This is a genomic window from Geothrix limicola (assembly GCF_030268085.1).
Classification (GTDB): Bacteria; Acidobacteriota; Holophagae; order Holophagales; family Holophagaceae; genus Geothrix; species Geothrix limicola.
The window spans coordinates 146,749-167,682 of record NZ_BSDE01000003.1 but is presented as its reverse complement, the minus strand read 5'-3'; the positions used below and the strand labels follow the sequence as shown (position 1 = coordinate 167,682).

Below are 20,934 nucleotides of genomic sequence, written 5' to 3'. Positions count from 1 at the left end.
GCTGGACCCTTCCATTCTCCCAGGCGGCGCGGGAAGCTGGAAGCCCGGAGTCTCCAGATGGCCCATCCCGAAATCAAGGTTCTAGATAAAGGCTTTGTGCGTCTCGTCGACCACATGGGCTCGGATTTATCCGTGGTGAACGCGGCCCGGGTCTCCTTCGGCAAGAAGAAGGAGGCCTTCGAGGAGGGCGACGCCAAGTTGGTGAACTACCTCGCCGAGCACGAGCACACCTCGCCCTTCCGCCACACGGCGCTCACGCTGCACGTGAAGGCGCCGATCTTCGTGTTCAGGCAGTGGATGAAGCACCGCATCGGCTCGGAGTTCAACGAGATCTCGGGCCGCTACGTGGAGTTTCCCGAGGATGAATTCTTCGTGCCCGCCACCTTCCGCCAGCAGGCCAAGGTGAACAAGCAGGGCAGCGAGGGCGAGATCGCTGAGGCGAACCGGGCCCGGGCCCTGGAAAGCTACCTGGAGAGCTGCCGCGGCGCCGTGGCCCACTACAAGGAGCTGATCTCGCTGGGCGTCTGCCGCGAGCAGGCCCGCTGTGTGCTGCCCGTGGCGCTCTACTCCGAGGTCTACTGGACCGTCAGCCTCCAGGCCGTGGCCCACTTCATCCGCCTGCGCGCCGATGCCCACGCCCAGTGGGAGATCCAGCAGTACGCCGCCGCCGTGCGCGAGGTGGTGGAGCCCCTCTATCCCGTGGGCCTGAAGGCCCTCCTCGCCTCCGGCAAAGGATGAACCTCCCGCCCCTCAACCCCGCGCTGTTCCACCTGGACGAGGCCCACCTCTGGGTCATGCACTGTGCCGAGGGTCCCGTGCCCCGCGCGGGCCTGCGGGCCGTGCGCGCCTTCATGCACAAGGAGCTGCAGCCCTGGCGGATGCGCTGGGAGGAGGATTTCCTGGGCCTGCCCGCCGCGGTGCGGACTGAGGCTGCGGCCCTGCTGGGCGGGCGCGCCGAGGACATCAGCCTCAGCCCCACCACCTCGTCGGGCCTGGTGACCGTGGCCCAGGGCTTTCCCTGGTCTCCAGGCGACGAGGTGCTGGCGCCCCTGGGCGAATTCCCATCGAACGCCTGGCCCTGGCTGGCGCTGCGCGCCCGCGGCGTGGCCTTCCACGAGGTGCCCCTCTGGGAGGGCCACCGCTCCGGGACCGAAGCCTGGGAAAGCCTCCCGCCCACCCAGGCGGCGGATCCGGAAGGCCGTCTCATCGCCGCCCTCGGGCCCCGCACCAAGGTGCTCGCCCTCTCCTGGGTGCGTTTCCAGGACGGCCTGAAGTTGGAACTTCAGCGCCTGGGCGCGGCCTGCCGCGACCGGGGCATCCACCTTGTGGTGGACGGCATTCAGGGCGTGGGCACCGCGCCCCTGAACCTGGAGGGCCTGTCCGCCTTCGCCACGGGCGGGTACAAGGGCTTGCTGGCCCCCGAGGGCCTGGGTTTCCTCTGGACCGACGCGGCGTTTCGACAGTCCCTGTCGCCTTGCGGCAGCTGGCTGTCGGTGGAGGGGGCGACGGACTTTGCGCGGCCCTCGACGGATTTCCAGCGGGACTGGCTGCCGGATGGGCGGGCCCTCGAACCCGGCGGGCCGAACCTGCTGCACGCGTCGGTCCTGCTCGAATCCCTGCGCCTCCTCAACGGGGTGGGTGTCCCCGCCATCGCGGCCCACATCGCGGAGCTTCAGGCGAGGCTGCTGGAGGCGCTGGCCGGGACGACCTGGGCTGCGGAGGCCGCGCGGCTGAAGGCGTTGCTGGAGGCGGGTCGGCTGGCCTCGGTGCTGAGCTTCCACCACGGGGGCCGCGGTCTGGAAGGACTCGACCGGATCCTCAAGGCGGGCTACCGCCAGGGCGTCTTCGCCTCCGTGCGGGAGGGCTACCTGCGCGTGGCCTTCCACGGCTTCCACACCGAGGCCGATGTGGACCGTGTGGCCGCCTGGCTTTGCGCGGCTAGCGGAACAGCCAGCTGAGCTTGGCCTGGACGACGTCGTCGGAGGGCAGGGTGCGCAGCACGGCGAAATCGGGCCGCGGCGAGAGGCTGGCCCGGTCATTGATGAGCGCGTCCGTGCTGGCGCCGTGGGTGTAGACGAGGAAGAGGGTCGAGCCCGGCTTGAATTCCCAGCGGCTGATGAGATTTAGATTCCAGGTGCGGTAGCTGAAAGCGGTCTGGGGCGTGGTGCCCGCGGGCTGATCGTCGGGCAGGCCGGGGTCGAAGGTCTGGCCGTTGCTCGTGTGCTTCAGGTCCCGGTAGTTCCAGTTGGCGGCCAGCCACTGGCTGAAGAACTGCAGCGTGAAGCTGGGGCTGAAGGCGTAGGCCACCCGCAGGGTTTGGTTGAGCTGGCTGAGGCGCCGCAGGCCCACGATGGGCGTGGCGACGGGCGTCTCCAGCCACTTCAGCTCGCCTTCGTCGCGGGTGACGGAGGTGGAGAGCTGGACCTCGGTGGCCGAGGTGGGCTGGATGATCTGGAAGAGCGAGGTGTCCATGGAGGGGCCGCCCTCCTGCCACGAGCGGTTGGCGCTGAGGCGCAGGTACCAGGGCCGGTTGCCGGGCGTGTCGAAGCCCAGGTTCATGTAGGGCGTCGAGGGCCGCGCGAGGTACTTCTTGACGGGGTCGTTGTAGGTGCGGAGTTCGCGGTCGTCGTCCACGGGCAGGTCCACGCCGCCTCCGCCCCAGAGGGAGTAGAAGTTGGTGAAGTCGGTCCTCGCCCAGGCGCTGAGGTTCCGCGCGAAGGTGTGGCCGGCCTGGTCCCGTGCCTCCGTGTGCCCGAAGCCCACGCCCCAGTTGCGGAACACGCCCCAGGTGCGGTCCCAGGTGCGATCCACTTCGCCGTGGACACGCTGCTCGTCGGCACGGCCCAGGTAGCCCATGTCGTTGGGATCGTAGGTGCGGCCGGCGTTGACGGCCTGCACTTCGAAGCTCCACCCTTCGGGGCCCTCCTGGTGGGCGCGCACCTGGCCGCGCCAGCCCTGCTCCTGGGCCGTCTTGGGCCCCGCCTGGCTGCGGCTGAGGGTGACCTCCAGCAGGCGGCTGCGGTCCTCGGTGTTGTAGGCGCCGTCCAAGGCCTGGACCTGGGCGATGCGCCCATTGGCACCGGCCTGGTGCACGCCGGAGCTGAAGCCGCCCAGGTAGCTGCCGCGGTCGTTCATGAGCTGCTGCACGCGCAGGACGCCGAAGTTGGTGAGGGGCGCGATCTCGCGCTGGAAAGGGTTCCCGCTGGCGTCGCGGAGACTGGCCCGGGCCGGCTCCACGCTGGCGCCCAGCAGGCCGACATTGGTGCCGCTGGCGTACTTGGCCGTGTACTTGGCGGCGGCGCTGATGTCGGTGGCGTTGGGCCGGCCCAGCAGGGTTTCCCCGGGGTTCAGATCCGGATCCGACAATCCCTGTCCAATGCGGCGGCTGTAGAAGAGGTCGGGGCCCGCCACGCGGAAGATGTCCATGCCCTCGAGGAAGAAGGGCCGTTTCTCGGGAAAGAAGGTCTCCACCGTGCCCAGGTTCAGCACGGCCTGATCCACCTCGACCTGGCCGAAGTCCGGCCGGATCGAAAGGTCCACCTGGGCGTGGGAGTTGAGGCCCCATCGGGCGTCCATGCCCGCCCGGTTGTCCCAGCCGCGATCGTCGTAGGTTCGGGCCGTTTCGAATTTGCGGGCCGACCCCACGTAGGGGAGGTACTCCTTGCGGGCCTGGGGCTTCAGGCCTTCGAGCCCCCTCAGCTCCGGGAAACGGCTGACGAAGCCGCTTTCGCCGCGCGGAACCTCCATCCAGCGGCTGGTTTCGCGGATGGCACCCTGGTCCTGCCGCGTGAAGTTGATGCCCCAGGTCTGGGGGCCTTCGCTGGGCGTGAAGCGCAGCAGGGAGAGGGGAATCTTCAGCTCGGCGGTCCAACCCTCCGCATCCACGCTGACGGCGCTTTCCCACACACCGTCCCAGCTGGGATCGAAGGAGGTGTCGTTGTAGATGACCTGGTCCTTCTGCACCCCGGCGGCGTTGACTTCGAAGACGAGGGCCGTGCGGCGGTCGTGGTTGGAATCCACGGCCACGCTGAACCAGTCGCTTTGGCTGCCCTGGTCCCGGCGGTGGAGGCGGCGCACCACCTTGGCGGTGCCGCCTTCCAGGGCGGGATTGTGGTGCATGCGGGCGCCCACGTAGAGGAACTGGTCGTCGAAGAGGACGCGCACCTCCGTGCGCTGGCGGGCGGGCCGCCCGCGCAGAGGCCAGTCCTGGGTGAAATCCGAAGCGGGCTGGGCTCGCTCCCAGGCGGCCTCATCGAGATGCCCGTCCACCCGGATCTCCGTAGAGGTCCGCAAGGCCCGGATGCCTATGTCCGGCTTGGGACGCGCCGCCACCGAACCGGCCAGCAGGGGGATCACGAGCAGGGGTGGGATGCGCATGGACCTCTCAAAGGCGCCGGGCCGGGGGATTCATGATGCCACAGCATGCGAGGTAGAATGAATGCCGGATCCCCTCGAATCAGCCGCACACTTCCATCGATAATGGATCTCCAGGAGTTCTCATGCGCATGTGGTTCACGGCCCTGCTTTCCCTTCCGCTGCTGGCGGCCGGAGGCGGCACCGTCGTCTTCAAGCAGACGTCGTTCATGGCCGAAGTGGCGGCCACGGATGCGGAAAAGGCGAAGGGCCTGATGTACCGGCAGAGCCTGGCCAAGGACCGCTGCATGTTCTTCGTCTACGGCGAGGAGGGCTACCACGCCATCTGGATGAAGAACTGCCTCATCGCGCTCGATGTGGTCTGGATCGACGCCGAGGGGAAGGTCGTGGAGACCGCCGAGCACGTGCCGCCCTGCAGCCCCATGCGCGGCGACGACTGCCCCACCTATGGCGGCACGATCCCGGCGCGGTACTTCATCGAATTCCCTGCGGGCACCTTCAAACACCTGGGCCTGAAGAAGGGCGACCGCCTGGGCTGGGACCTCACGCTGGACGACGGTCGCGCGGTGCGCGGCGGCCTGCCCCTGCCGAAGGCGAAGAAAAAGTAGGCCGAAGGCAAGAAAGAAATAGGCCGAAGGCGAAGAAGCAGGAGGCGACTACTCCTCCGACTTGGCGGTTTCCTTCCCCTTGCGCGGCGGGCGCGTGAGCGTGCGCAGGTGCTCGGGCGTGGGCGGCAGGCTGCCCAGGTCGAGGGGGCTGAGCCGGTCCGCCAGCAGCTTCCAGGCCTTGGCCTGCCGCGGCAGGCGCTCGGGCTGGATGACCTCGAAGCCCTGGGCGTAGCTCACGAAGGGCGGCATCACCAGGGCGAAGCCCGTGTAGAGGAAGGCGGGAAGGCGCAGCCAGTCCGCTTCGGCCATGGGCCCGGGATTGGGCACGGCGAAGAGGGGATGCACGCCGCCGTTGATCCAGAAACCGTGCGAGGGGTCGTGGCGTGGGTAGACGAAGATGCGCCGGCGGTGCATGAGGGTGAAGGGCCCCACGCGGTGGGTTTCGACGGGCTGGATGCCCGTGCCGTCCAGGGCCGCGCCCATGCTGCGTTCGGGATGGCCCACCACCTGGACCACCTGGCGGCCGCCGGATTTGAGCTTGCGGAAGATGGTGCGCAGCTCCTCGGCCTCGTCACCCTCCACCGTGCCCTGGCTGGGTTTCAGGTCCCCCAGCAGGGCCACCTGCTCGGGGGCGTAGTCGTCGATGAGGCTGAAGACCCGCTCCCAGATCTCCATCTGCGGGGTGGCCGGCATGGGATCGGGACGCCGCCGCCGGGCGGCTCCCAGGCCGAAGAAGAGATCCGACAGCACCAGCGTCTTCTGCCGGGGCAGCCAGACGGCCCTTCGGCTGTCGAGCACCACATCCTCGCTGAGCTGCACCTGCACCGGAACCTCCAACCTTCCATTGGAACACAGGCCACCCCAGAATCCGGGGAGGGGGAGACGTGCAGCACGGCCAAGGCCACTACCTGAAGGTCGAATGGAACGGCGAAGGCCGGCGGGTGCTCGTCCACGACCCTCCCGGCCACGAGGGCCGAAGCCTGCCCCTGATCCTGGCCCTGCACGGCACCGGCGGCACGGGCCGCCTCATGGCCCACCTCTCGGGCCTCAGCCGCCTGGCGGACGAGCGGGGCTTCCGCGTGGCCTATCCCCAGGCTCTGGGCGAGGCGGGCACGGAGGACCCGGCCCTCGGGGCCGCCTGGAACGCCGGGCCGGGCATGGGTTGTCCCCTCCATCCCGACGCCGATGATGTGACCTTCCTGCGGGCTGTGGCGGATCGCGTGGACCGCCACGCGCCGGTGGATCCCCAGCGCATCTACGTGGCGGGCTTTTCCAACGGGGCCCGTATGGCCTACCGCATGGCCCTCGCGGCGCCCTGGGTGGCGGCCATCGCTGCCGTGGCCGGGGCGCCCGTCTGGGGCGAGGCGCCCTCGCGGCCCGTGCCCACCCTCGCCTTCCACGGCACGGCGGATCAGCACATCCCCTACGAGGGCGGCGTGGGTCCCCTGGGCCGCCGGCTGCGGGCCCTTCCGGCCCGGGAGGCCCTGGCGCGCTGGGCGGCCCTCATGGGCTGCGATGGAGAGCCGGAGCGGGACTCGCTGGACGCCCACGGCCTGGATCTCTGGACCTCCGAGGCCTGCCAGGTGGGGTTCTGGACGGTGGCGGGCATGGGCCACGCCTGGCCCGGCGGGCGGCCCTACGCGCCTGGTGCGGACGAACCGGTGAAGGATCTGTCCGCCGCCCACCTGATCTGGGCCTTCTTCGAGGCCCATCCCCTGGAGGCCCCATGAATTCGGGCACGGAACACCTGCTGGGGGGCCTGGGGACGGGCCTTTGCGGCGGCCTGCTGTCGGGCCTCTTCGGCATCGGCGGGGGCATCGTCATGGTGCCCCTGCTGGGCCTGACCCTGCGGCTGGATCAGCACCGCGCCCAGGGGGCGACCCTGGCGGCCATGCTGCTGCCCACGGGGCTGCCGGCCGTGCTCCAGTACCGCCGGCGGGGCATCGCGGCGGACCTGCCCCTGGTGGGCGTGCTCATCCTGGCCTTCCTCTTCGGCATCACGGGCGGCTCCCTGGTGGCCAACGTGATTCCTTCGGAAGGGCTGCGCTGGGGCTACGCGGCCTTCCTCGTCTTCCTCGCCCTGCGCACCTTTCTTCGAGAGGAACCGCCGGTGGTGAATCGGGAGGCGGAGCCGATGAACCTGGGCGGACGCTGGACCTGGGGCCTGCCCATCGGGCTGCTGGCGGGCCTAGTATCAGGCCTCACGGGCCTGGGCGGCGCCGTGGTGGTCATTCCGCTCCTGGCCTCGAAGTTCCGCATGACCCAGCACGAGGCGCAGCTCACGAGCCTGATGATGCTGCTGCCGCCCATCGGCCTGCCCGGCGTCTACGTGTACGCCAAGGCCCAGGGCGGGCTGCCCTGGGGGACCATCGGCGCCGTGGCGGCAGGTTTCGCGGTGGGCGGGTTTCTCGGGGCCCGCATGGCCACGCGCGTGCGCGGCGCGAAGCTGAAGCAGGTCTACGCGGGCTTCGTGCTGCTGATGGCGCTGCTGGTGGTGCTGCGCCGGCACTGAGAGAGGAAATCCGACTACAGGGAATCCAACTACAGGAAACCCAGGCGCGGGTAGGCGCTGCCCAGCAGGGTGTCCGTCGTGCTCGTCGCCTGGCCCAGCCAGCGGTCGAGCACGGTGGCGTAGAGGCTACGGAAGTCGGTCGTGAACTTCATGTTCCCGTTGGCATCCAGGTTCGTGAGATCGGGATAGGCGCCGTAGAAGCCGCCCTTCACGGCCTTGCCCACGCAGAAGGCCAGGCCGGCGGTGCCGTGGTCCGTGCCACCGTTGTTCTCCTGCACGCGGCGACCGAATTCGCTGTAGGCCAGGATCATCACACGGTCCTGGGCGTTTCCGGCGGAGGTGGTGATGGTGGCGAGGTCGTCGTAGAAGGCCTTGATGGAACCCCCCAGGGCGCGCTGGAGGTTGGGATGGTCCACGGCCTGGTTGCTGTGGGTATCCCAGCCGCCGAGGCGGGAGAAGTAGACCTGGCCCGGTAGCCCGGCGGCGATCATCTGGGCGATGAGCTTGAACTGGTTGCTGAGGCTGCTGGTGAGGGGCGATCCGCTGAGCCGCGTGATGGGATAGGTGGTGTCCCCCGGGTAGGCCACGCTGGGCGTGCGCGCGGCGAGGGCGCCTCCGGTGCCGAAGGCCGGGTTGTTCTGCGCATCAAAGAAGAGCTTTCCAGCCTGGGCACCGGCGGCGTAGCCCGGATCCGGGCTGGTGGCGTTCAGCGCCGTGCCCCATCCGGTTTCGAGGGTGGCCGCGTCGGGGACGGTACCGCCGTTCAGCAGGTAGGCCGGGAAGACGTAGCCCCCGGCGCTGGGGATGGAGACGAAGCTTCGGCTGGCGCCCTTGAGCATGACGGGCAGGTCGGAGGTGACGCTGAGGCCGCGCAGCACGTCGCCTGAGGGGCTGAAGGCCGTGTCTGCGAAGCGGCCCAGCCAGCCGGTGCCCGCGGGCACGGTGGCGCCCTGACCCCAGAGGTCGATGGACGTGAAGTGGGAGAGGTTCGGATTCGGCATGCCGATGCCCGGAATCCAGGCCACGCGGCCCAGGGCGGAAAGCGTGTCCATGCCCGTGAAATCCTTGTTGAGGGCGGCACCGCTCCCCAGGTCGGTCAGCAATCCGGAATCCGTGATGCCCAGCGTCGCACGCTTGGTCTGGTAGACGCCGAGGTTGGATCCGGCATTGGGGGGCATCACGTTCAGCCAGTCGTAGCCGCCATCGATGTTGACGATGACGAGGATGGGCGAGGCCGGCGGCGGCGCTGGCGGCTGGGTGCTGCCGCCGCCGCCTCCGCTGCTCTTGCCGCCGCCGCTGCAGGCCGTCAGTCCCGCCAGGGCGGCGCCCGTGGCGCCGAGGGTCTGGATGAATTCGCGTCGCGTGGTCATCGTCGTCTCCCGTCAGTAGAGCTGGCCCGCGGGCGAGCAGAGGATGAGGAAGGCCAGCTCGCGCGCCTTGGTCTGGGCCGCCGCGTCCCAGGTGAAGGTCGAGGGCCAGAGGGCCGCGAGCCAGGCGGCCGAGACGGAGGCGGGAATGGTCCCCGGCTGCAGCAGCGCGACGAGGCGGTCGTAGACGGCCTGGGCCGAGGCCGGCGCCGTGGGGAACCAGTCCGTCGTGAGCGACGTGGGAAACAGCGGATAGGTGGTGCCGCCGGAGGATCGCGTTTCATTCAAGGTGAGCGCCGCGGCGGCCTTGGTGCGGTAGCGCATGGTGTTGCTGTTGAGCCAGGCCGTGTGCTCCTTCCATCCGTTGGGGCCGCTGGCATCCAGCAGCTTCATGCCCATCTGATCGAAGGTGGTGGCGTTGCTTGTGACGAGGCGCCAGGCGGGGTAGCCCTTGGGCGTCTGGGCGCTGGCGGTGGCGAGGGAGGGGCAGAGCATGCGGGCGGCCCGCACGATCCAGGACACGGGCCCCTCCACCAGGGCGAAGCGGTGGGCGGGGTCGAAGAAGAAATTGGACTTGAGCAGGGTCTTCATCACCACGCGCAGGTCGAAGCCCGCGGCCTGGATCATGGCCGCCACGTCGCTCTGGTCCTGCGCGGAATAATCGGCGCTGACGAAGTGGATGAGTAGGCGCTTGGCGAGGAACTGCGCGCAGTTGGGCCCGCGCTGGACGAGGATGCTGCGCAGGGCGTTCTCGCCCTTGGCCCATCCGTTCGCGGTGGTGGTGATGTCGAGGGTCTGGCCAAACAGGGAGATGGTGCCCGTGCCGTGCAGGTTGTACGTGGTGCTGCGCGCGCCGCCGTAGTAGAGGCGGGTGTCCGGGGCGATGGCGCTGCCGTCGTAGACGCGGAAATGGCCGTCGGCGGCGGTCTTCTGGCTGGGGCTCGCGGGGTTCGCGATGTAGTCGGTCTCGGCGAAGGTGAAGCTCCAGCCGCTGAGCGCCCGGGCCAGCTGGGTGATGTCGGTCTGGTTGTAGCCGTTGTCAGCCCCCAGGCTGTAGAGCTCCATCACTTCGCGGGCGTAGTTCTCGTTGGGGATGTTCGTGCCCGAGGCGTTGTTCAGCACCGAATCCAGCCAGATGCACATGGCTGGGTCCTTGCTGACGGCCACAAGCAGATCATCGAACTTGACCAGGCCCTGGCTGCGGAACAGCTGGATCTGCTTGAGCATCAGGGCCGCGTTGTTGACCTTGTGCTGGCCCGTGGCGAAGAGGTTGTGCCAGAAGAGCGCCATCCGCTCCTGGAAGGCGTAGGGGTTGTGCTGCATGCGCCAGGCGCAGAGGGCCTGGGCCGTGTTCAGGTTGTTGCGCCAGGCGTTCGCCCCCTCGACGAGGAAGGCGTGGGGCCCGGGCACGGCGGGCACGTCCACGCTGCCGGGATCCGTCGTGCTGGCCGTGACGAGGGCTTCCGTCACGACGTCCGCGGAGGCGAGGGCGGCGGTGAAGGCAGCGGAATCGGCGGCGGTGCCGTCGATCCAGGCGTCGATGGCCGCGCCGGGGGCCTGGGCCTGGAGCGCCGCCGCATCGGCCGGGTTCAGGCCGAAGCCCGCGCGCCGGGCGAAGTGCTGGACATCGGCGAGGGTCCAGCTGGCGAGGGGACTGAGATCGGCCATGGTGGGCTCCTAGTTGTCGGGGGCCCCGGCGCTGATCCAGGCCGAGAGCGTATCGACGGTGGGTTGGCACAGGTTGGGCGCGCCCTGGGGCATGCGCGTGCCGTAGCCGGATCCGCCGGGTTGATCCTTGGTGACTTTCTCGATGATCCAGGAGTGCGCCGGATCCCCGGGCTTGACGAGCAGCCAGCCCGCAGGCGCGTTGGCGGGCGCGACGTTAACAAGGGAGGCCCGGATCTGGGAGGCCGTGCCCGAATAGCTCACATGACCCGTGGGTGAGGGGCCGCCATGGCAGGAGCTGGCGGTGGAACCGCAGCTGCTTTGAATGGCGGGCACTAGATCGGCGGAAAAGGAGGGGTTGGTCTTGGCCACCGTGATGGGGCAGGTGGATGGCGAAGGCGCCGGCGGGGCGGGAGTCGCGCTGCTTCCGCCGCCACCGCAGGCGAGGGCGAAGGCCAAGGCACTCAGGGCGGGAAGAACCAGGCGCATGAGACTCCGAATCATTGGAAATAGGATGGACGGGCGCACGAATTGGTCAAGATCAAGATTGTTAGATCTTTAGGTGTAATCCACAGACACGAACAGGCGCCACAGGGTTTAGGCCGCCTTGGGTTATTCTCATGACGGAGGTTGCCGTGCCCCTGGATGCCCCAACGCCCCTCTATGCGGGGGAGCGCCTGCGAGACCTGATCCTGTGCTACGCGGGGCCCTGGGCCTTCCTGCCCTACATGCGGAACCGGGAGGATTCCGAACTGCTCTGGCATGCGCGCCAGGGCGTGATCCTCGCCTTCGCCGAATGCGTGCTGACCCTGGCCATGATCATCGTCGGCCTCTTCCCCATCTTCGGATCCGTGTCCGTGCGCTTCTTCCTGCCCCTCTGGCTGCTCTGGTGCCTGGGCATGTCCGTGACGAGCGTCCTGCAGGCCACCAAGGGCAAGAAGCACCGCATCCCGGTGATCCACCAGTTCGTGGATTATTTGTAGGCACGAGCCTGCCGAGCAGTGGCATGAACGCCTCGCCGGGTCCCGGCTTCGCTGAGCCCCCCGGGCTCCGCTACGCCACCCGGCGGGCGTTCAGGATCAGCATGGCGTCGCCGTAGCTGAAGAACCGGTACCGCTCGCGGACGGCCTCGGCGTAGGCGGCTTGGGCGGTCTCGAGCCCCAGCAACGCCGACACGAGCACGAAGAGCGTGCTTTCGGGCAGGTGGAAGTTGGTGAGCAGGTGGTCGGCGGTGCGCAGCCGGTAGCCCGGCGTGATGAAGAGCCGCGTGGCGCCTTCGCGCTGGAGGTGCGCGCCGTCCCAGGCGCCTTCGAGCGTGCGCAGCGCGGTGGTGCCGACACAGAGGACGGGCCGCGCGCGATCGGCCAGCACGGGTTCGAGGCGAGCGGCCGTTTCACCGGGGATCTCGAAGCGCTCCTCGTGCATGGCGTGGTCTTCGAGGCGGTCCGCGGTCATGGGTCGGAAGGTGCCGAGGCCCACGTGCAGCCGAACGGGGTGCCAGCCGCAGCCCTTCGCCTGCAGGGCCGCGATGAGGTCGGGCGTGAAGTGGAGGCCTGCCGTGGGGGCCGCCACGGCCTCGCCTTCGGAGGCTGCGAAGACCGTCTGGTAGCGGGTCTCGTCCTCGCCATCGGCCAGATGCTCGATGTAGGGCGGCAGGGGCAGGCGGCCGATGCGGTCGATCTCGTCCCAGTCCAGGCCGTGGTCGCTGTGGACGCGCACGGCGCGGAGGCCCTCGGGCAGCGTGTCGAGCACGTCGAGACGGGCCAGCTCCGCGCCGGAGGTGGGATCCACCACCAGGGCTGATGCACCGGGCTTCAGGCGCGCGCCGGGCTTCACCATGGCCTCGAAGGCGCCGCCGCCGAGGCTGCGCAGCAGCAGGGCCTCGCCCTCACCGCCGCCACGCCGGCGCAGGAAGAGGCGGGCGTGGCGCACACGCACATCGTTGGGCACGCAGAGGCTGCCCGCGGGCACGAGCTCGGGCAGGTCGCGGATGGCCCGATGGGACCAGGTGCCCGTGCGGGCATCCACCACCAGCAGGCGCGCGCCGTCGCGCTCGGCGGCCGGGTGCTGCGCGATGAGCTCCGGCGGCAGGTCGAAGTGGAAATCGGAACGCTGCATCGGCCTTCAGGCCTCGGCGAACTGCAACTTGTGCAGGCGCGCGTACTCGCCCTGGGCCGCCAGCAGATCCTCGTGGGTGCCCTCCTCCACGATGCGGCCCTGCTTCAGGGCGCAGATGCGGGTGGCCCGCTGGATGGTGCTGAGACGGTGGGCGATCACGAGGGTGGTGCGGTTCTGGATGAGGGTCTCGAGGGCGGCCTGCACGGCCCGCTCGCTTTCCGTGTCGAGAGCGCTGGTGGCCTCGTCGAGGATGAGGATGGGCGGGTCCTGCAGCAGAGCCCGGGCGATGGCGAGGCGCTGGCGCTGGCCGCCGCTCACGCTGGAGCCCGTCTCCGCCAAAGAGGTGTCGTAGCCCTTGGGCAGGGCCATGATGAAGTCGTGGGCGTGGGCCTTCTTGGCGGCCTCGATCACGGCCTCGCGGCTGGCCTCCATGCCGTAGGCGATGTTGTCGTGCACCGTGTCCATGAAGAGCAGGGTCTCCTGGGTGACGATGCCGATGCGCTTGCGCAGCTCGCGGGGATCGAAGTCGCGGAGGTCGGTGCCATCCAGCGTGATGCGCCCGTCTGAGGGATCGAAGAAGCGCGGCACGAGGTTGACGAGGGTCGTCTTGCCGCCGCCGCTGCCGCCCACCAGGGCCACGGTCTCGCCGGAACGGATCTCCAGGTTGATGCCGCGCAGAACCGGGTGCTTGGCGTCGTAGGTGAAGCTGACGTCCTCGAAGCGCAGGCTGCGCGGATGGACGGGTACGGGGCTTGGCTTGGCGGGTACCGCGAGTTCGCTGGTCCGCTCCAGCATGCTGTAGACGCGGTCCAGGCTGGCGGTGGCCACCTGCACCTCGTTGTTGAGCTTGGTGAGGCGGCGCAGGGGATCGTAGAGCTGGTAGACCGCCAGGAGGTAGGTGAAGAAATCCGCGCCGGAGAGCCGCCCCGAGCGGATCTCGGCGGAGGCGTAGGCCACCAGGGCCGCGAGCAGGCAGCCGCCCACCAGCTCCATGATGGGCGTTGATAGCGCCGAGGCGCGGGCGCTCTTCATGCCCAGGCGGTAGAGCTCGTGGTTCTGGCCCTGGAAGCGCCGAACCTCGAAGTCCTCCCGCGCGAAGCCGAGCACGACGCGGATGTTGCTGAAGACCTCCTTGAGGCGCTGCAGGAGGCGGCTGGAGGCCTCCTGGTTGCGGTGGTTCACGGCGCGGATGCGTTGGCTCAGCTTGCGCACGGGGACGATCACGAGGGGGCCGGCGATGAAGAGGGTGAGCGAAAGCTTCCAGTCCATCCAGAGCAGGGCCGCGATCATGGAGACGGCTAGGCAGATCTCGCGGACGGCCTCGGCCAGCTGGTTGCTGGCGATGCCCTGCACGGCGCCCACGTCGGAGATGCAGCGGGTGATGAGCTCGCCCACGGGATGCTTCTGAAAGAAGCCGGGCTCCTGGTCCAGGAGGTGGCTGAACAGCCGCTCCCGCAGGGCCTGGGTGGCCCGGATGCCGCTGCGCACCATCAGCAGGGTGCCGGCGTAGCCGAGGAGCCCCTTCATCAGGAAGAGGCTGATCAGCAGCATGGGGACGAAGCGGCTGCTCTGCTGCAGGTCGGCCCGCTGGGGCATGTGGGCCATGAGCCAGAGCTTCAGGTGGTCCAGGGCCGCGAAGGCGCCGGTGGCCTTGACGCCCGGCGGGGCCATGTGCAGGTTGTCCTTGAAGACGAAGTTGAGGCTGCCGATGAGCAGCGACTGGCAAAGCCCCGCCGCCAGCAGCAGGAGCATGCCGCCCAGGATGGCGGGGAGGAACCGGAGCAGGTGCTCCCGGTAGAAACGGCGAATGCTGGACATGGACCCTCGACCTTCCAGCTTAACGGATCGCTGCTACTCGACGGTCACGCTCACCGTGCTCTTGCCATCGTCCAGGCTGAAGAGCTCGGTGCCCTTCGGGGCATTGAGGGCCTGATCCATGAGGCGCTCCATGTCGACGCCCTTCTTCTTCGCCTGGCGCAGCTGCTCGTCGGACAGGTAGCCGCCCACGGCCCGGGCGAGCCCCAGGGCCAAGCGCACGGTGAGGGCTTCGGATTGCCCGCGCTCCTTCACGCGCACGACGAGGAAACGGCCCTGGGCGGGGCCTGTGACCTGGGGCTGCACGCCCATGGACTGCAGGGCCAGGCGGCAGGCCTCGGAAGAGGCATCCAGCCGCAGACCCGCCTGCAGCACGGGGATCGCGCGCTTGTCGCGGCGCTTGGCCAACTGCAGGGCCGCGGCGATGCGGACCTCTTCGCGGTCCTCGGAAAGGGCGTTCACCAGGCCGGCGGCCGCGGCGGGGTTGTCGCACTGGCGGATGCCCCAGCAGCGAACGCGGTTGAGCCGGGCCTCCTTGCCGAGCATTCGCTGGTCGGGATGTTTGGCGAGGAAATCCGTGTAGGCTTCGGCGGCCTCGTCCCACCGCTGGTCCTGCTCGAGGCTGGAAGCCAGCCAGTAGCGGGCATCCGGAACGCGGAAGGAGGTGGGGAACTCGCGGACCAGGCTGCGGTAGGCCTGGGCGGCCTCCCACCAGCGCTGGGCGTAGCGGAGGTCGCGGCCCTGGCGGAAGAGGGCGTCAGCCTGGCCTTCGGGGGCGACGAGCCGGGGGGGCTCCGCCGGGGCCGGGGCCGGCGAGGAGGTTGGCGTCGGGGCGGAAACCAGCATTAGGAAAGCCAGGATCATGCGCCCTCTCCGCGGAGGCGGCGTTCCATGCGCTCAGACTTGTCTTCCAGGTTGTGGGCCGTGGCCCACTGGCGCAGTTCCTGGGCCCGCTCCACGCTCAGGCAGCTGTCTTCGAAGGCGAGTTCGGAGAGCCAGGAATGGAGGCTGGCGCGGATGGCTTCGGCTTCCTTGAGGGGGGCGCCCTGGGCGGCGAGCTGGTGGCTGGCCTCGAGCAGGGCCCGGGCCATCTCGCGTTCCTGGCGGCGGTCCTCCTCACCCTTCTTGCAGAGGTTGGGATTCTGCTCGAAATCCTGAAGGAGCGTCGTGCTTTGCTGGAAGAAGTCGATCCAGGCGCGCTCCTGGGTCCGCTTCTGGGCCAGCTGTTCCAGGCGGGCCGTGTCCCGGGCCTGGGCCTGGATGCGCTTTGTCATCTGATGGGCGGTGAAGGCGGGAATCAGCGCCACGAGGAAGACGGCGGCGGCGGCCAGGGACCAGGAGGCGCGCCACCGGACCCGGGGGGCCGGGGTCAGCTCTTCGCTGAGTTCGGCGGCATGGCTTCCAAGGCCCAGGTGCAGCTCCAGAAGGCTGGCCAGCTCGGCCTGAACGGCAGGGTCCTCGGGCCACAGTTCGGGCTGTTCGAGCAGCTCGAAGAGGCGGGCTTCGTCCAGTGAACTGGGATCGAGGCGCTGGGGGTCAGGGGAGGCGGTCATGGCTGGGGTCCAAGGGTCTTGCGGAGTTTCTGGAGGCTTTGAAAGAGGGTGGCCTTGACGGTTCCTTCGGCGCATCCCAGATCCTGGGCGATCCGTTTCACCGGATGCTCGTGCACGTAGTAGGCCAGGACCATGGCTCGCTGGCGGGGGGTGAGGCCTTCCAAGGCCCCTTTCAGGGCTTGGATCCGTCGGCTTTGGTCCACGGACTCCCAGGGTGAAGGTTGGTGGGGGTCCGGTGCGTCAAAGGTCTCGGGAGGGGGTACCTCCCGCCCTCTTCTACGCAGGTGGTCGGTCGCCGCATTAGCCGCCAGCGTAAAAAGCCAGGCGGCCACGGGCCGACCCTCCTCAAACCGTTGACAATGCTGGAGGCACTTGAGGAAAACCTCCTGGGCCAACTCCTGGACGACCCCGCCCTCGCCCTGGAGGCGGCGGTGGAGGAAGGCGAACAGGGGTCGCTCGAAGCGGGCCATGAGGTGGGCCAGGGCCTCCTCCTTGCCGGCCTTCAGCTGCGCCATCCAGTATTCGGGCGACGGCTCGTCCGACGACACGAAGCCGCCGTCTGCGGTGATCGGGATGGCCGGACTCATGCCTTGCGGCCTCCGCCGGGAAGCGTGAAGGAGATGCCGGGCTGGCCGAGCTTCTCCATGACCAGCTTGAGCTGATCGGGCGTGAGGGTGCAACGTAGACCTACGCGTTTTTTCTCCTGCATCAGCTCCGGCGCGGAGCCGGGCGAGGACTGGACGGCGTTGGCGGCGGCGATCAGGCGCTGGAGCCAGGGCGCCACCCGGCTGATGCCCTCGGGCTGGCCGGCCAGGGCCAGTTCGAAGTGGACCGGCTGATCCTTGTCGGCGGCGGGGGTGATGCTCCAGAACAGCGCGGTCACGCCCTGGGGCAGCTCCTTGACGATGCTTTCATCCAGGTTCTGGCGCAGCCCGCCGAGCAGCGCCTCGGGCTGCAGGTAGCCCTGGAAGGGCGCGCGGGGGCTGATCCATTCGGCGGCAAGGGCCGCGTCCGCCTGGGAGGCGAGCCCCTCCTTGGAGGCCAGCCGCGTCAGGGCTTCCAGGGAGCCGATCCAGATCTGCCCCTTTTCATCACTGGCGGCGCGGATGTGGGCTTTGACACCGTTGGCTTCCACATCGAGGATCACGTAGAGGGGCCAGTCCCGGCCCTGAAGGCGGAGGCTGCCCTCCTGGGGGAAGGATTCGGACAGGGCCCCCACCAGGGCGGCCGGGTCCTTGAACTGGTTGAGCTGGATGAGGGCGTGTTCCAGCCCCTTCTGCAGGCTGTTTTCCTTGACCTGGGGCATGCCCAGCAGGTGGAAGGTCACGCGGCCGGTTTCGGTGCGGGGATTGATCCGGGCCTTCTGGAGGAAGAGGTCGAGGGCCCGTTCCACCATGGGATCGCGGGCGATGAAGGACTGGACCTCCTTGTGGGTCAGCATCCAGCCCGCCTCGCCCGAAAAGGCCGCCAGGCTGTCGCCGGGCGCGGCCTGCACCCAGGCGGGCGCGTGGGACTTGGGTCGGCAGGAGACGGCGGAGGGCAGGCAGGCCAGCGCGACCACGGCGGGAATCAGAATGGCGGCGGGGCGACGCATGGTGGGCTCCTGGATCGGCTACGGGATCGGGCGGGTGGCGTTTAACCAGGCCGGGTCGGCTCAGCCCAGAGCCCTTAAAGCGGCCGGCAGGTGGGGGCTGTGCAGGAGCTGCTGCTGCTCGGCCTCGGACAGGAGGCCCCAGATGCGGACGGAGGCCTCCCGGGGCGTCTTCGGGTTGAGGAGAAGCTCGGACATGATGGCCGCGTGGGCCATGAGCACCGGATGGCCCGCGATCTGTTCCAGCACGGCGCGCGGGGTCAGCTTGTTCCGCGCCAGTCGCAGCAGGATGCCGGGGTCCAGCTGGCGGTCCGCCACCAGGCGGCGGAGGGTCTCCTCGTCCTGGAGCACTTCCTGGGGCAGGTGGCGCATGAGTTCGCCGCCCGAGGTGCGCAGGGCCGTGATGCGATCGGATACCGGCATGGCCAGGTAGAGGGTGCGGAGGTGTTCGAGGGCCCGCCGCTTGACTTCGAGGTGCAGCAGCCTGGAATCCCGCAGGACTTCGATGGCGGGCTTCATGCCGTGGAGCCGGCCGAAGAGGCGCAGGGCCGAGGCTTCGGAGAGCTGGGGGTGGTGGACGAGGGCCTCGGCCACCATGGGATCCTCGGACCAGGAGCCGTGGGCGGCGATGGCCTCCACGCGACCGTGATCCAGCCCCGGGGCGGTGGCGGCGAGCAGGCGCGGGCTCAGGGCGGGATTCTCCAGCGCCAGCTGGAAGACCTGGGGGTTGGGATCCTTCAGGATCTGGGCGATCTGCTCTTCCTGGGTGGCCTGGGTGGCGAGGAAGACGCGCTCTTCCATCGTCGCCCAGCGGCCCTCCTCGCCGCGTTCAGGCAGGGCCGTCGACAGCCCCGAACGCTCGCGCTGCAGGCGGTCGTAGAAGTACTTCACCACCCGGAGCAGGTGGGGGGACTGCCGCTTGGCCCAAAAGGTGATGAACTGGTACTCGCTTTCGTCCAGCTGGGTGAAGAGGCTCACCATGCGGCGGAGCGAGGCGCGGCCGAGCGAACCCTGCTCCAGGGCGGCCACCAGTTTCTGGGAGAGTCCGATGCGCCGGGACAGGTCCGCCGGGCATCCCGGCGCGTCCTGCAGGCTTTCGCGCACGGGGTCGCGGAAGTACCAGCGGGCTTCGGCGTAGACCTCCTCGAAGAAGGCGGATTCGGTGCTCTGGGCGAGGGCCTGGCAGATGAGTTCTTCGGAGACCATCGGGTTCTGGAGGGCCGTCTGCCGCACTTCGGCATCGGAGCTCACGAGGAAGGACAAGAGTTCTCCAGGCTGGGCCGTCTGCCGTGCCCAGGTGAGGCGGCCGACCCGGTCCAGGCCCGCGCTGGGAGTCTGGGCGGGAAGGGGGGGCGGAGGAGCCGTGAGCGTGTCCCAGTCCGGATTTTCCGTGGGAAGGGGCGGCAGCTCCTGGGTGGTGCCCGTGGCGGACACCGTCTTCGCGAGCTGCTTGGCGAGGAGCTTGGCGACGGGCTTGAGCCCGGTGCTCAGCTGGGAGTAGAGGGCCTTCACGGATTCCGAACGATCGGGCTTCTCCTCGGCGGAAGCCTGGTCCATCTCCCGCATCTGATCGAAGAGGGACACCACCATCTCAAGGTCGCGGCGGATGGGCTCGGGGGTCGCCTCGTTTTCGGTGAGGCCGAGTAGGATGGGCCAGTGGGCCAGCCAATGAGGGGTGCGCGCCATGAGGGTGAGCAGGCGCGGGGAGGCCAGCGAACTGGCGAGGCCCTCCAGCATGTGGATCTGGCTGGGCGTCGGCAAATGCGGGCGGATCATGGCCAGATGATGGAAGTGGACGCGCTCGGATTCCGTGAGGGTTTCCAGGAAGACGGATTCCCCTCCAGTCACGGTCCCTCCCGGATCAGGCGCAGGTGGCTTGGAGGAAGGCCAGAAGCCGCGGATTTTCCTTGAACAGCAAGGCGTCCACCAGGGCGCCCTTGAGTCCGGGATAGGCGTGCACGGTCTCCAGGTGAGTCGGGCTCGTGAGGCTGCCGCCCATGATGAGGGGCAGGCCGGTGGCGGTGGCGAGCTCCTGGGCGGTCTGGAAATCCGGCTCGGCCGCGGCGTTCTCCGGAATGTCGACGAAGAGCAGGCGCCGGAATCCGTAGGCCTTGGCGCGCAGGGCGAGGTCGAGGGCGCTGAGGCTGGCCGAGTCCACCCAGCCGGAGCGGTGCACCTTGCCGCCGCGGGCGTCGATGGCGGCCGTGAGGAAGGATTGGAATCGCGCCATCAGCTGTTCGGAGACCATGGGCGACTTGTGGAGGATGGTGCCGGCGACGAGCCAGGTGGCGCCGAGGTCGATGAAGAACTGGGCCTGGTCCGAACTGCGGATGCCGCCGGCCACCTGGATGCAGACCTTGCGCTCCCGTGCGCGGCAGCGGTGGAGGATCTGGGCGATGAGTTCGCGGTTGTTCCCCCGGCCCATGGCGGCGTCCACGTCCACCAGCGCCAGGCGAGTCGCCCCCTCCTCGATCAGGCGTTCCGCCAGATCCGCAGGTGTCTGAGGGCAGGGCTCTTCCGTGCCGGCGGTCGAGACCACGCGGCCGTGCTGGAGGTTCAAGGTCGGGTAGATCTTCAATCGCACACCCCAGGTGAGATGCAGATTGGGAGTGTAACGCAAGGGTTAGGACTCTGTGTGGGTTCCGAGTTGATCGAGCAGCCGCTGGGCCGCCTCGCCCTCGGCGCGCTTGCGGGTGGGACCCTCGGCCTGGGCCGAGAGGGAGCCGACGGAAACCCGCATGGTGAACCGCGGCGCGTGTCCCGGACCGGCGAGGTCCACCTGGGCATAGACCGGGGCCGGCAGCCCGAGCCGGGCGGCGGTTTCCTGGAGGTGGGTCTTGGGATCTGATCGGGTCCAGCTTTCGGGACGGGCCTGGCGGATGGGCTCCAGGAAGCGGGCTTCCACCAGGGCCGCGACTCGCGCGGTGCCGTCCGATCCGGTGGCCTGGGCGTCGAGGTAGACCGCGGCCAGAAGGGCTTCGAGGGCATCGGCGAGGGGCTTGGGCCCCATGGGCGGGGCCTTGCGGGGATGGACGGCCTTGAGGGCACGGTCCAGGCCCAGGTCCGCGGCCCAGGCGTGCAGCGAATCCGTGCGCACGAGGACGCCCCGGAGCTTGCTCATGGGACCTTCCTGCCAATCCGGGCGTTCCCGATGGAGGATCAGGGCCACGGCGAAATTGAGCAGGGCATCGCCGAGGAACTCGAGGCGCTGGTTGTCGTGGGGAAGTCCCGCGGAGGTGTGGGTCAGGGCCTCGCGCAGCAGGGTCGGATCCTGGAACCGGTAGCCCAGCCGGGCCTCCAGATCGCCCACGTCAGCCTTGGATCGAGTCAT

Annotated in this window: 20 protein-coding genes; 6 read left to right on the top strand and 14 right to left on the bottom strand. The window is 69.1% G+C overall.

What is annotated here, in order from left to right; all coding sequences use genetic code 11:
• The first annotated feature begins 57 nt into the window (after positions 1–57).
• Positions 58–738, top strand: a complete 681-nt coding sequence (thyX, locus tag QSJ34_RS08660) for an FAD-dependent thymidylate synthase (protein WP_285573944.1) — start codon at positions 58–60, stop codon at positions 736–738.
• A complete protein-coding gene (locus QSJ34_RS08655; protein WP_285573942.1) occupies positions 735–1,958 on the top strand; it encodes an aminotransferase class V-fold PLP-dependent enzyme in 1,224 nt (407 codons plus the stop codon). The genes thyX and QSJ34_RS08655 overlap by 4 nt, the downstream gene beginning before the upstream one ends.
• Here QSJ34_RS08655 and QSJ34_RS08650 read toward each other — a convergent pair.
• Positions 1,939–4,377 carry a DUF5916 domain-containing protein gene (locus tag QSJ34_RS08650; protein WP_285573940.1) on the bottom strand — a complete coding sequence of 813 codons (2,439 nt, stop codon included), beginning with the start codon at positions 4,375–4,377 and terminating at the stop codon, positions 1,939–1,941. The genes QSJ34_RS08655 and QSJ34_RS08650 overlap by 20 nt on opposite strands.
• Before the next feature lie 122 nt (positions 4,378–4,499).
• Here QSJ34_RS08650 and QSJ34_RS08645 point away from each other — a divergent pair, with 122 nt between their 5' ends.
• On the top strand, positions 4,500–4,982 hold the full coding sequence (locus tag QSJ34_RS08645; protein WP_285573938.1) for a DUF192 domain-containing protein: 483 nt from the start codon (positions 4,500–4,502) through the stop codon (positions 4,980–4,982).
• Between the two features lie 48 nt (positions 4,983–5,030).
• Here the strand turns inward: QSJ34_RS08645 and QSJ34_RS08640 are convergent, their stop codons facing one another.
• Complete coding sequence (locus QSJ34_RS08640; RefSeq protein ID WP_285573935.1) at positions 5,031–5,807, bottom strand: metallophosphoesterase family protein; 777 nt, start codon at positions 5,805–5,807, stop codon at positions 5,031–5,033.
• A 59-nt stretch (positions 5,808–5,866) separates the two neighbouring features.
• Here QSJ34_RS08640 and QSJ34_RS08635 point away from each other — a divergent pair, with 59 nt between their 5' ends.
• Entirely contained in the window at positions 5,867–6,712 is an 846-nt protein-coding gene (locus QSJ34_RS08635; RefSeq protein ID WP_285573933.1) for a CE1 family esterase, read from the top strand.
• The gene (locus QSJ34_RS08630; RefSeq protein WP_285573930.1) at positions 6,709–7,494 is read left to right on the top strand and encodes a sulfite exporter TauE/SafE family protein; all 786 of its coding nucleotides are present in this window, start codon (positions 6,709–6,711) and stop codon (positions 7,492–7,494) included. Before QSJ34_RS08635 ends, QSJ34_RS08630 begins: the two co-directional genes overlap by 4 nt.
• Positions 7,495–7,523: 29 nt before the next feature.
• Here QSJ34_RS08630 and QSJ34_RS08625 read toward each other — a convergent pair whose 3' ends face one another.
• The 3 genes from QSJ34_RS08625 to QSJ34_RS08615 are packed head-to-tail and all read right to left on the bottom strand — an operon-like array spanning position 7,524 to position 11,015.
• The gene (locus QSJ34_RS08625; RefSeq protein ID WP_285573928.1) at positions 7,524–8,864 is read right to left on the bottom strand and encodes a DUF1501 domain-containing protein; all 1,341 of its coding nucleotides are present in this window, start codon (positions 8,862–8,864) and stop codon (positions 7,524–7,526) included.
• A gap of 12 nt (positions 8,865–8,876) precedes the next feature.
• On the bottom strand, positions 8,877–10,529 hold the full coding sequence (locus tag QSJ34_RS08620) for a DUF1800 family protein (protein WP_285573926.1): 1,653 nt from the start codon (positions 10,527–10,529) through the stop codon (positions 8,877–8,879).
• A 9-nt stretch (positions 10,530–10,538) separates the two neighbouring features.
• Complete coding sequence (locus QSJ34_RS08615) at positions 10,539–11,015, bottom strand: hypothetical protein (RefSeq protein ID WP_285573923.1); 477 nt, start codon at positions 11,013–11,015, stop codon at positions 10,539–10,541.
• Between the two features lie 146 nt (positions 11,016–11,161).
• Between QSJ34_RS08615 and QSJ34_RS08610 the strand changes: the two genes are divergently transcribed.
• Positions 11,162–11,509 (top strand): hypothetical protein, encoded by a 348-nt coding sequence (locus QSJ34_RS08610; RefSeq protein ID WP_285573921.1) that lies wholly within the window; start codon positions 11,162–11,164, stop codon positions 11,507–11,509.
• A gap of 70 nt (positions 11,510–11,579) precedes the next feature.
• Here QSJ34_RS08610 and queA read toward each other — a convergent pair whose 3' ends face one another.
• Genes queA through QSJ34_RS08565 form a run of 9 tightly spaced genes read right to left on the bottom strand, consistent with a single transcriptional unit; the run spans position 11,580 to position 20,934 of the window.
• Entirely contained in the window at positions 11,580–12,644 is a 1,065-nt protein-coding gene (gene queA / locus QSJ34_RS08605; protein WP_285573917.1) for a tRNA preQ1(34) S-adenosylmethionine ribosyltransferase-isomerase QueA, read from the bottom strand.
• 6 nt (positions 12,645–12,650) lie between these two features.
• Positions 12,651–14,462 carry an ABC transporter ATP-binding protein gene (locus QSJ34_RS08600; protein ID WP_285573914.1) on the bottom strand — a complete coding sequence of 604 codons (1,812 nt, stop codon included), beginning with the start codon at positions 14,460–14,462 and terminating at the stop codon, positions 12,651–12,653.
• Between the two features lie 33 nt (positions 14,463–14,495).
• Entirely contained in the window at positions 14,496–15,323 is an 828-nt protein-coding gene (locus tag QSJ34_RS08595; RefSeq protein WP_285573911.1) for a tetratricopeptide repeat protein, read from the bottom strand.
• Positions 15,320–16,012: a hypothetical protein gene (locus QSJ34_RS08590; protein ID WP_285573909.1), complete on the bottom strand. Its 693-nt coding sequence runs from the start codon at positions 16,010–16,012 to the stop codon at positions 15,320–15,322. The genes QSJ34_RS08595 and QSJ34_RS08590 overlap by 4 nt, the downstream gene beginning before the upstream one ends.
• A complete protein-coding gene (locus QSJ34_RS08585) occupies positions 16,009–16,599 on the bottom strand; it encodes an RNA polymerase sigma factor (RefSeq protein ID WP_285573906.1) in 591 nt (196 codons plus the stop codon). The genes QSJ34_RS08590 and QSJ34_RS08585 overlap by 4 nt, the downstream gene beginning before the upstream one ends.
• A complete protein-coding gene (locus tag QSJ34_RS08580) occupies positions 16,596–17,606 on the bottom strand; it encodes a hypothetical protein (protein ID WP_285573904.1) in 1,011 nt (336 codons plus the stop codon). The genes QSJ34_RS08585 and QSJ34_RS08580 overlap by 4 nt, the downstream gene beginning before the upstream one ends.
• Before the next feature lie 60 nt (positions 17,607–17,666).
• Entirely contained in the window at positions 17,667–19,451 is a 1,785-nt protein-coding gene (locus tag QSJ34_RS08575; RefSeq protein WP_285573903.1) for a hypothetical protein, read from the bottom strand.
• Positions 19,452–19,464: 13 nt separating this feature from the next.
• Positions 19,465–20,223 (bottom strand): 1-(5-phosphoribosyl)-5-[(5-phosphoribosylamino)methylideneamino]imidazole-4-carboxamide isomerase, encoded by a 759-nt coding sequence (locus QSJ34_RS08570; protein WP_285573902.1) that lies wholly within the window; start codon positions 20,221–20,223, stop codon positions 19,465–19,467.
• Between the two features lie 3 nt (positions 20,224–20,226).
• The gene (locus QSJ34_RS08565) at positions 20,227–20,934 is read right to left on the bottom strand and encodes a ribonuclease III family protein (RefSeq protein ID WP_285573901.1); all 708 of its coding nucleotides are present in this window, start codon (positions 20,932–20,934) and stop codon (positions 20,227–20,229) included.

Excerpts from the sequence above, each read along its gene's own strand:
- QSJ34_RS08600 (WP_285573914.1), bottom strand. The coding sequence starts at position 14,462 with ATGTCCAGCATTCGCCGTTTCTACCGGGAGCACCTGCTCCGGTTCCTC.
- QSJ34_RS08590 (WP_285573909.1), bottom strand. The coding sequence starts at position 16,012 with ATGACCGCCTCCCCTGACCCCCAGCGCCTCGATCCCAGTTCACTGGAC.
- QSJ34_RS08630 (WP_285573930.1), top strand. The coding sequence starts at position 6,709 with ATGAATTCGGGCACGGAACACCTGCTGGGGGGCCTGGGGACGGGCCTT.
- QSJ34_RS08585 (WP_285573906.1), bottom strand. The coding sequence starts at position 16,599 with ATGAGTCCGGCCATCCCGATCACCGCAGACGGCGGCTTCGTGTCGTCG.
- QSJ34_RS08565 (WP_285573901.1), bottom strand. The coding sequence starts at position 20,934 with ATGACTCGATCCAAGGCTGACGTGGGCGATCTGGAGGCCCGGCTGGGC.
- QSJ34_RS08580 (WP_285573904.1), bottom strand. The coding sequence starts at position 17,606 with ATGCGTCGCCCCGCCGCCATTCTGATTCCCGCCGTGGTCGCGCTGGCC.
- queA (WP_285573917.1), bottom strand. The coding sequence starts at position 12,644 with ATGCAGCGTTCCGATTTCCACTTCGACCTGCCGCCGGAGCTCATCGCG.
- QSJ34_RS08650 (WP_285573940.1), bottom strand. The coding sequence starts at position 4,377 with ATGCGCATCCCACCCCTGCTCGTGATCCCCCTGCTGGCCGGTTCGGTG.
- QSJ34_RS08620 (WP_285573926.1), bottom strand. The coding sequence starts at position 10,529 with ATGGCCGATCTCAGTCCCCTCGCCAGCTGGACCCTCGCCGATGTCCAG.
- QSJ34_RS08595 (WP_285573911.1), bottom strand. The coding sequence starts at position 15,323 with ATGATCCTGGCTTTCCTAATGCTGGTTTCCGCCCCGACGCCAACCTCC.
- QSJ34_RS08625 (WP_285573928.1), bottom strand. The coding sequence starts at position 8,864 with ATGACCACGCGACGCGAATTCATCCAGACCCTCGGCGCCACGGGCGCC.
- thyX (WP_285573944.1), top strand. The coding sequence starts at position 58 with ATGGCCCATCCCGAAATCAAGGTTCTAGATAAAGGCTTTGTGCGTCTC.
- QSJ34_RS08655 (WP_285573942.1), top strand. The coding sequence starts at position 735 with ATGAACCTCCCGCCCCTCAACCCCGCGCTGTTCCACCTGGACGAGGCC.
- QSJ34_RS08645 (WP_285573938.1), top strand. The coding sequence starts at position 4,500 with ATGCGCATGTGGTTCACGGCCCTGCTTTCCCTTCCGCTGCTGGCGGCC.
- QSJ34_RS08615 (WP_285573923.1), bottom strand. The coding sequence starts at position 11,015 with ATGCGCCTGGTTCTTCCCGCCCTGAGTGCCTTGGCCTTCGCCCTCGCC.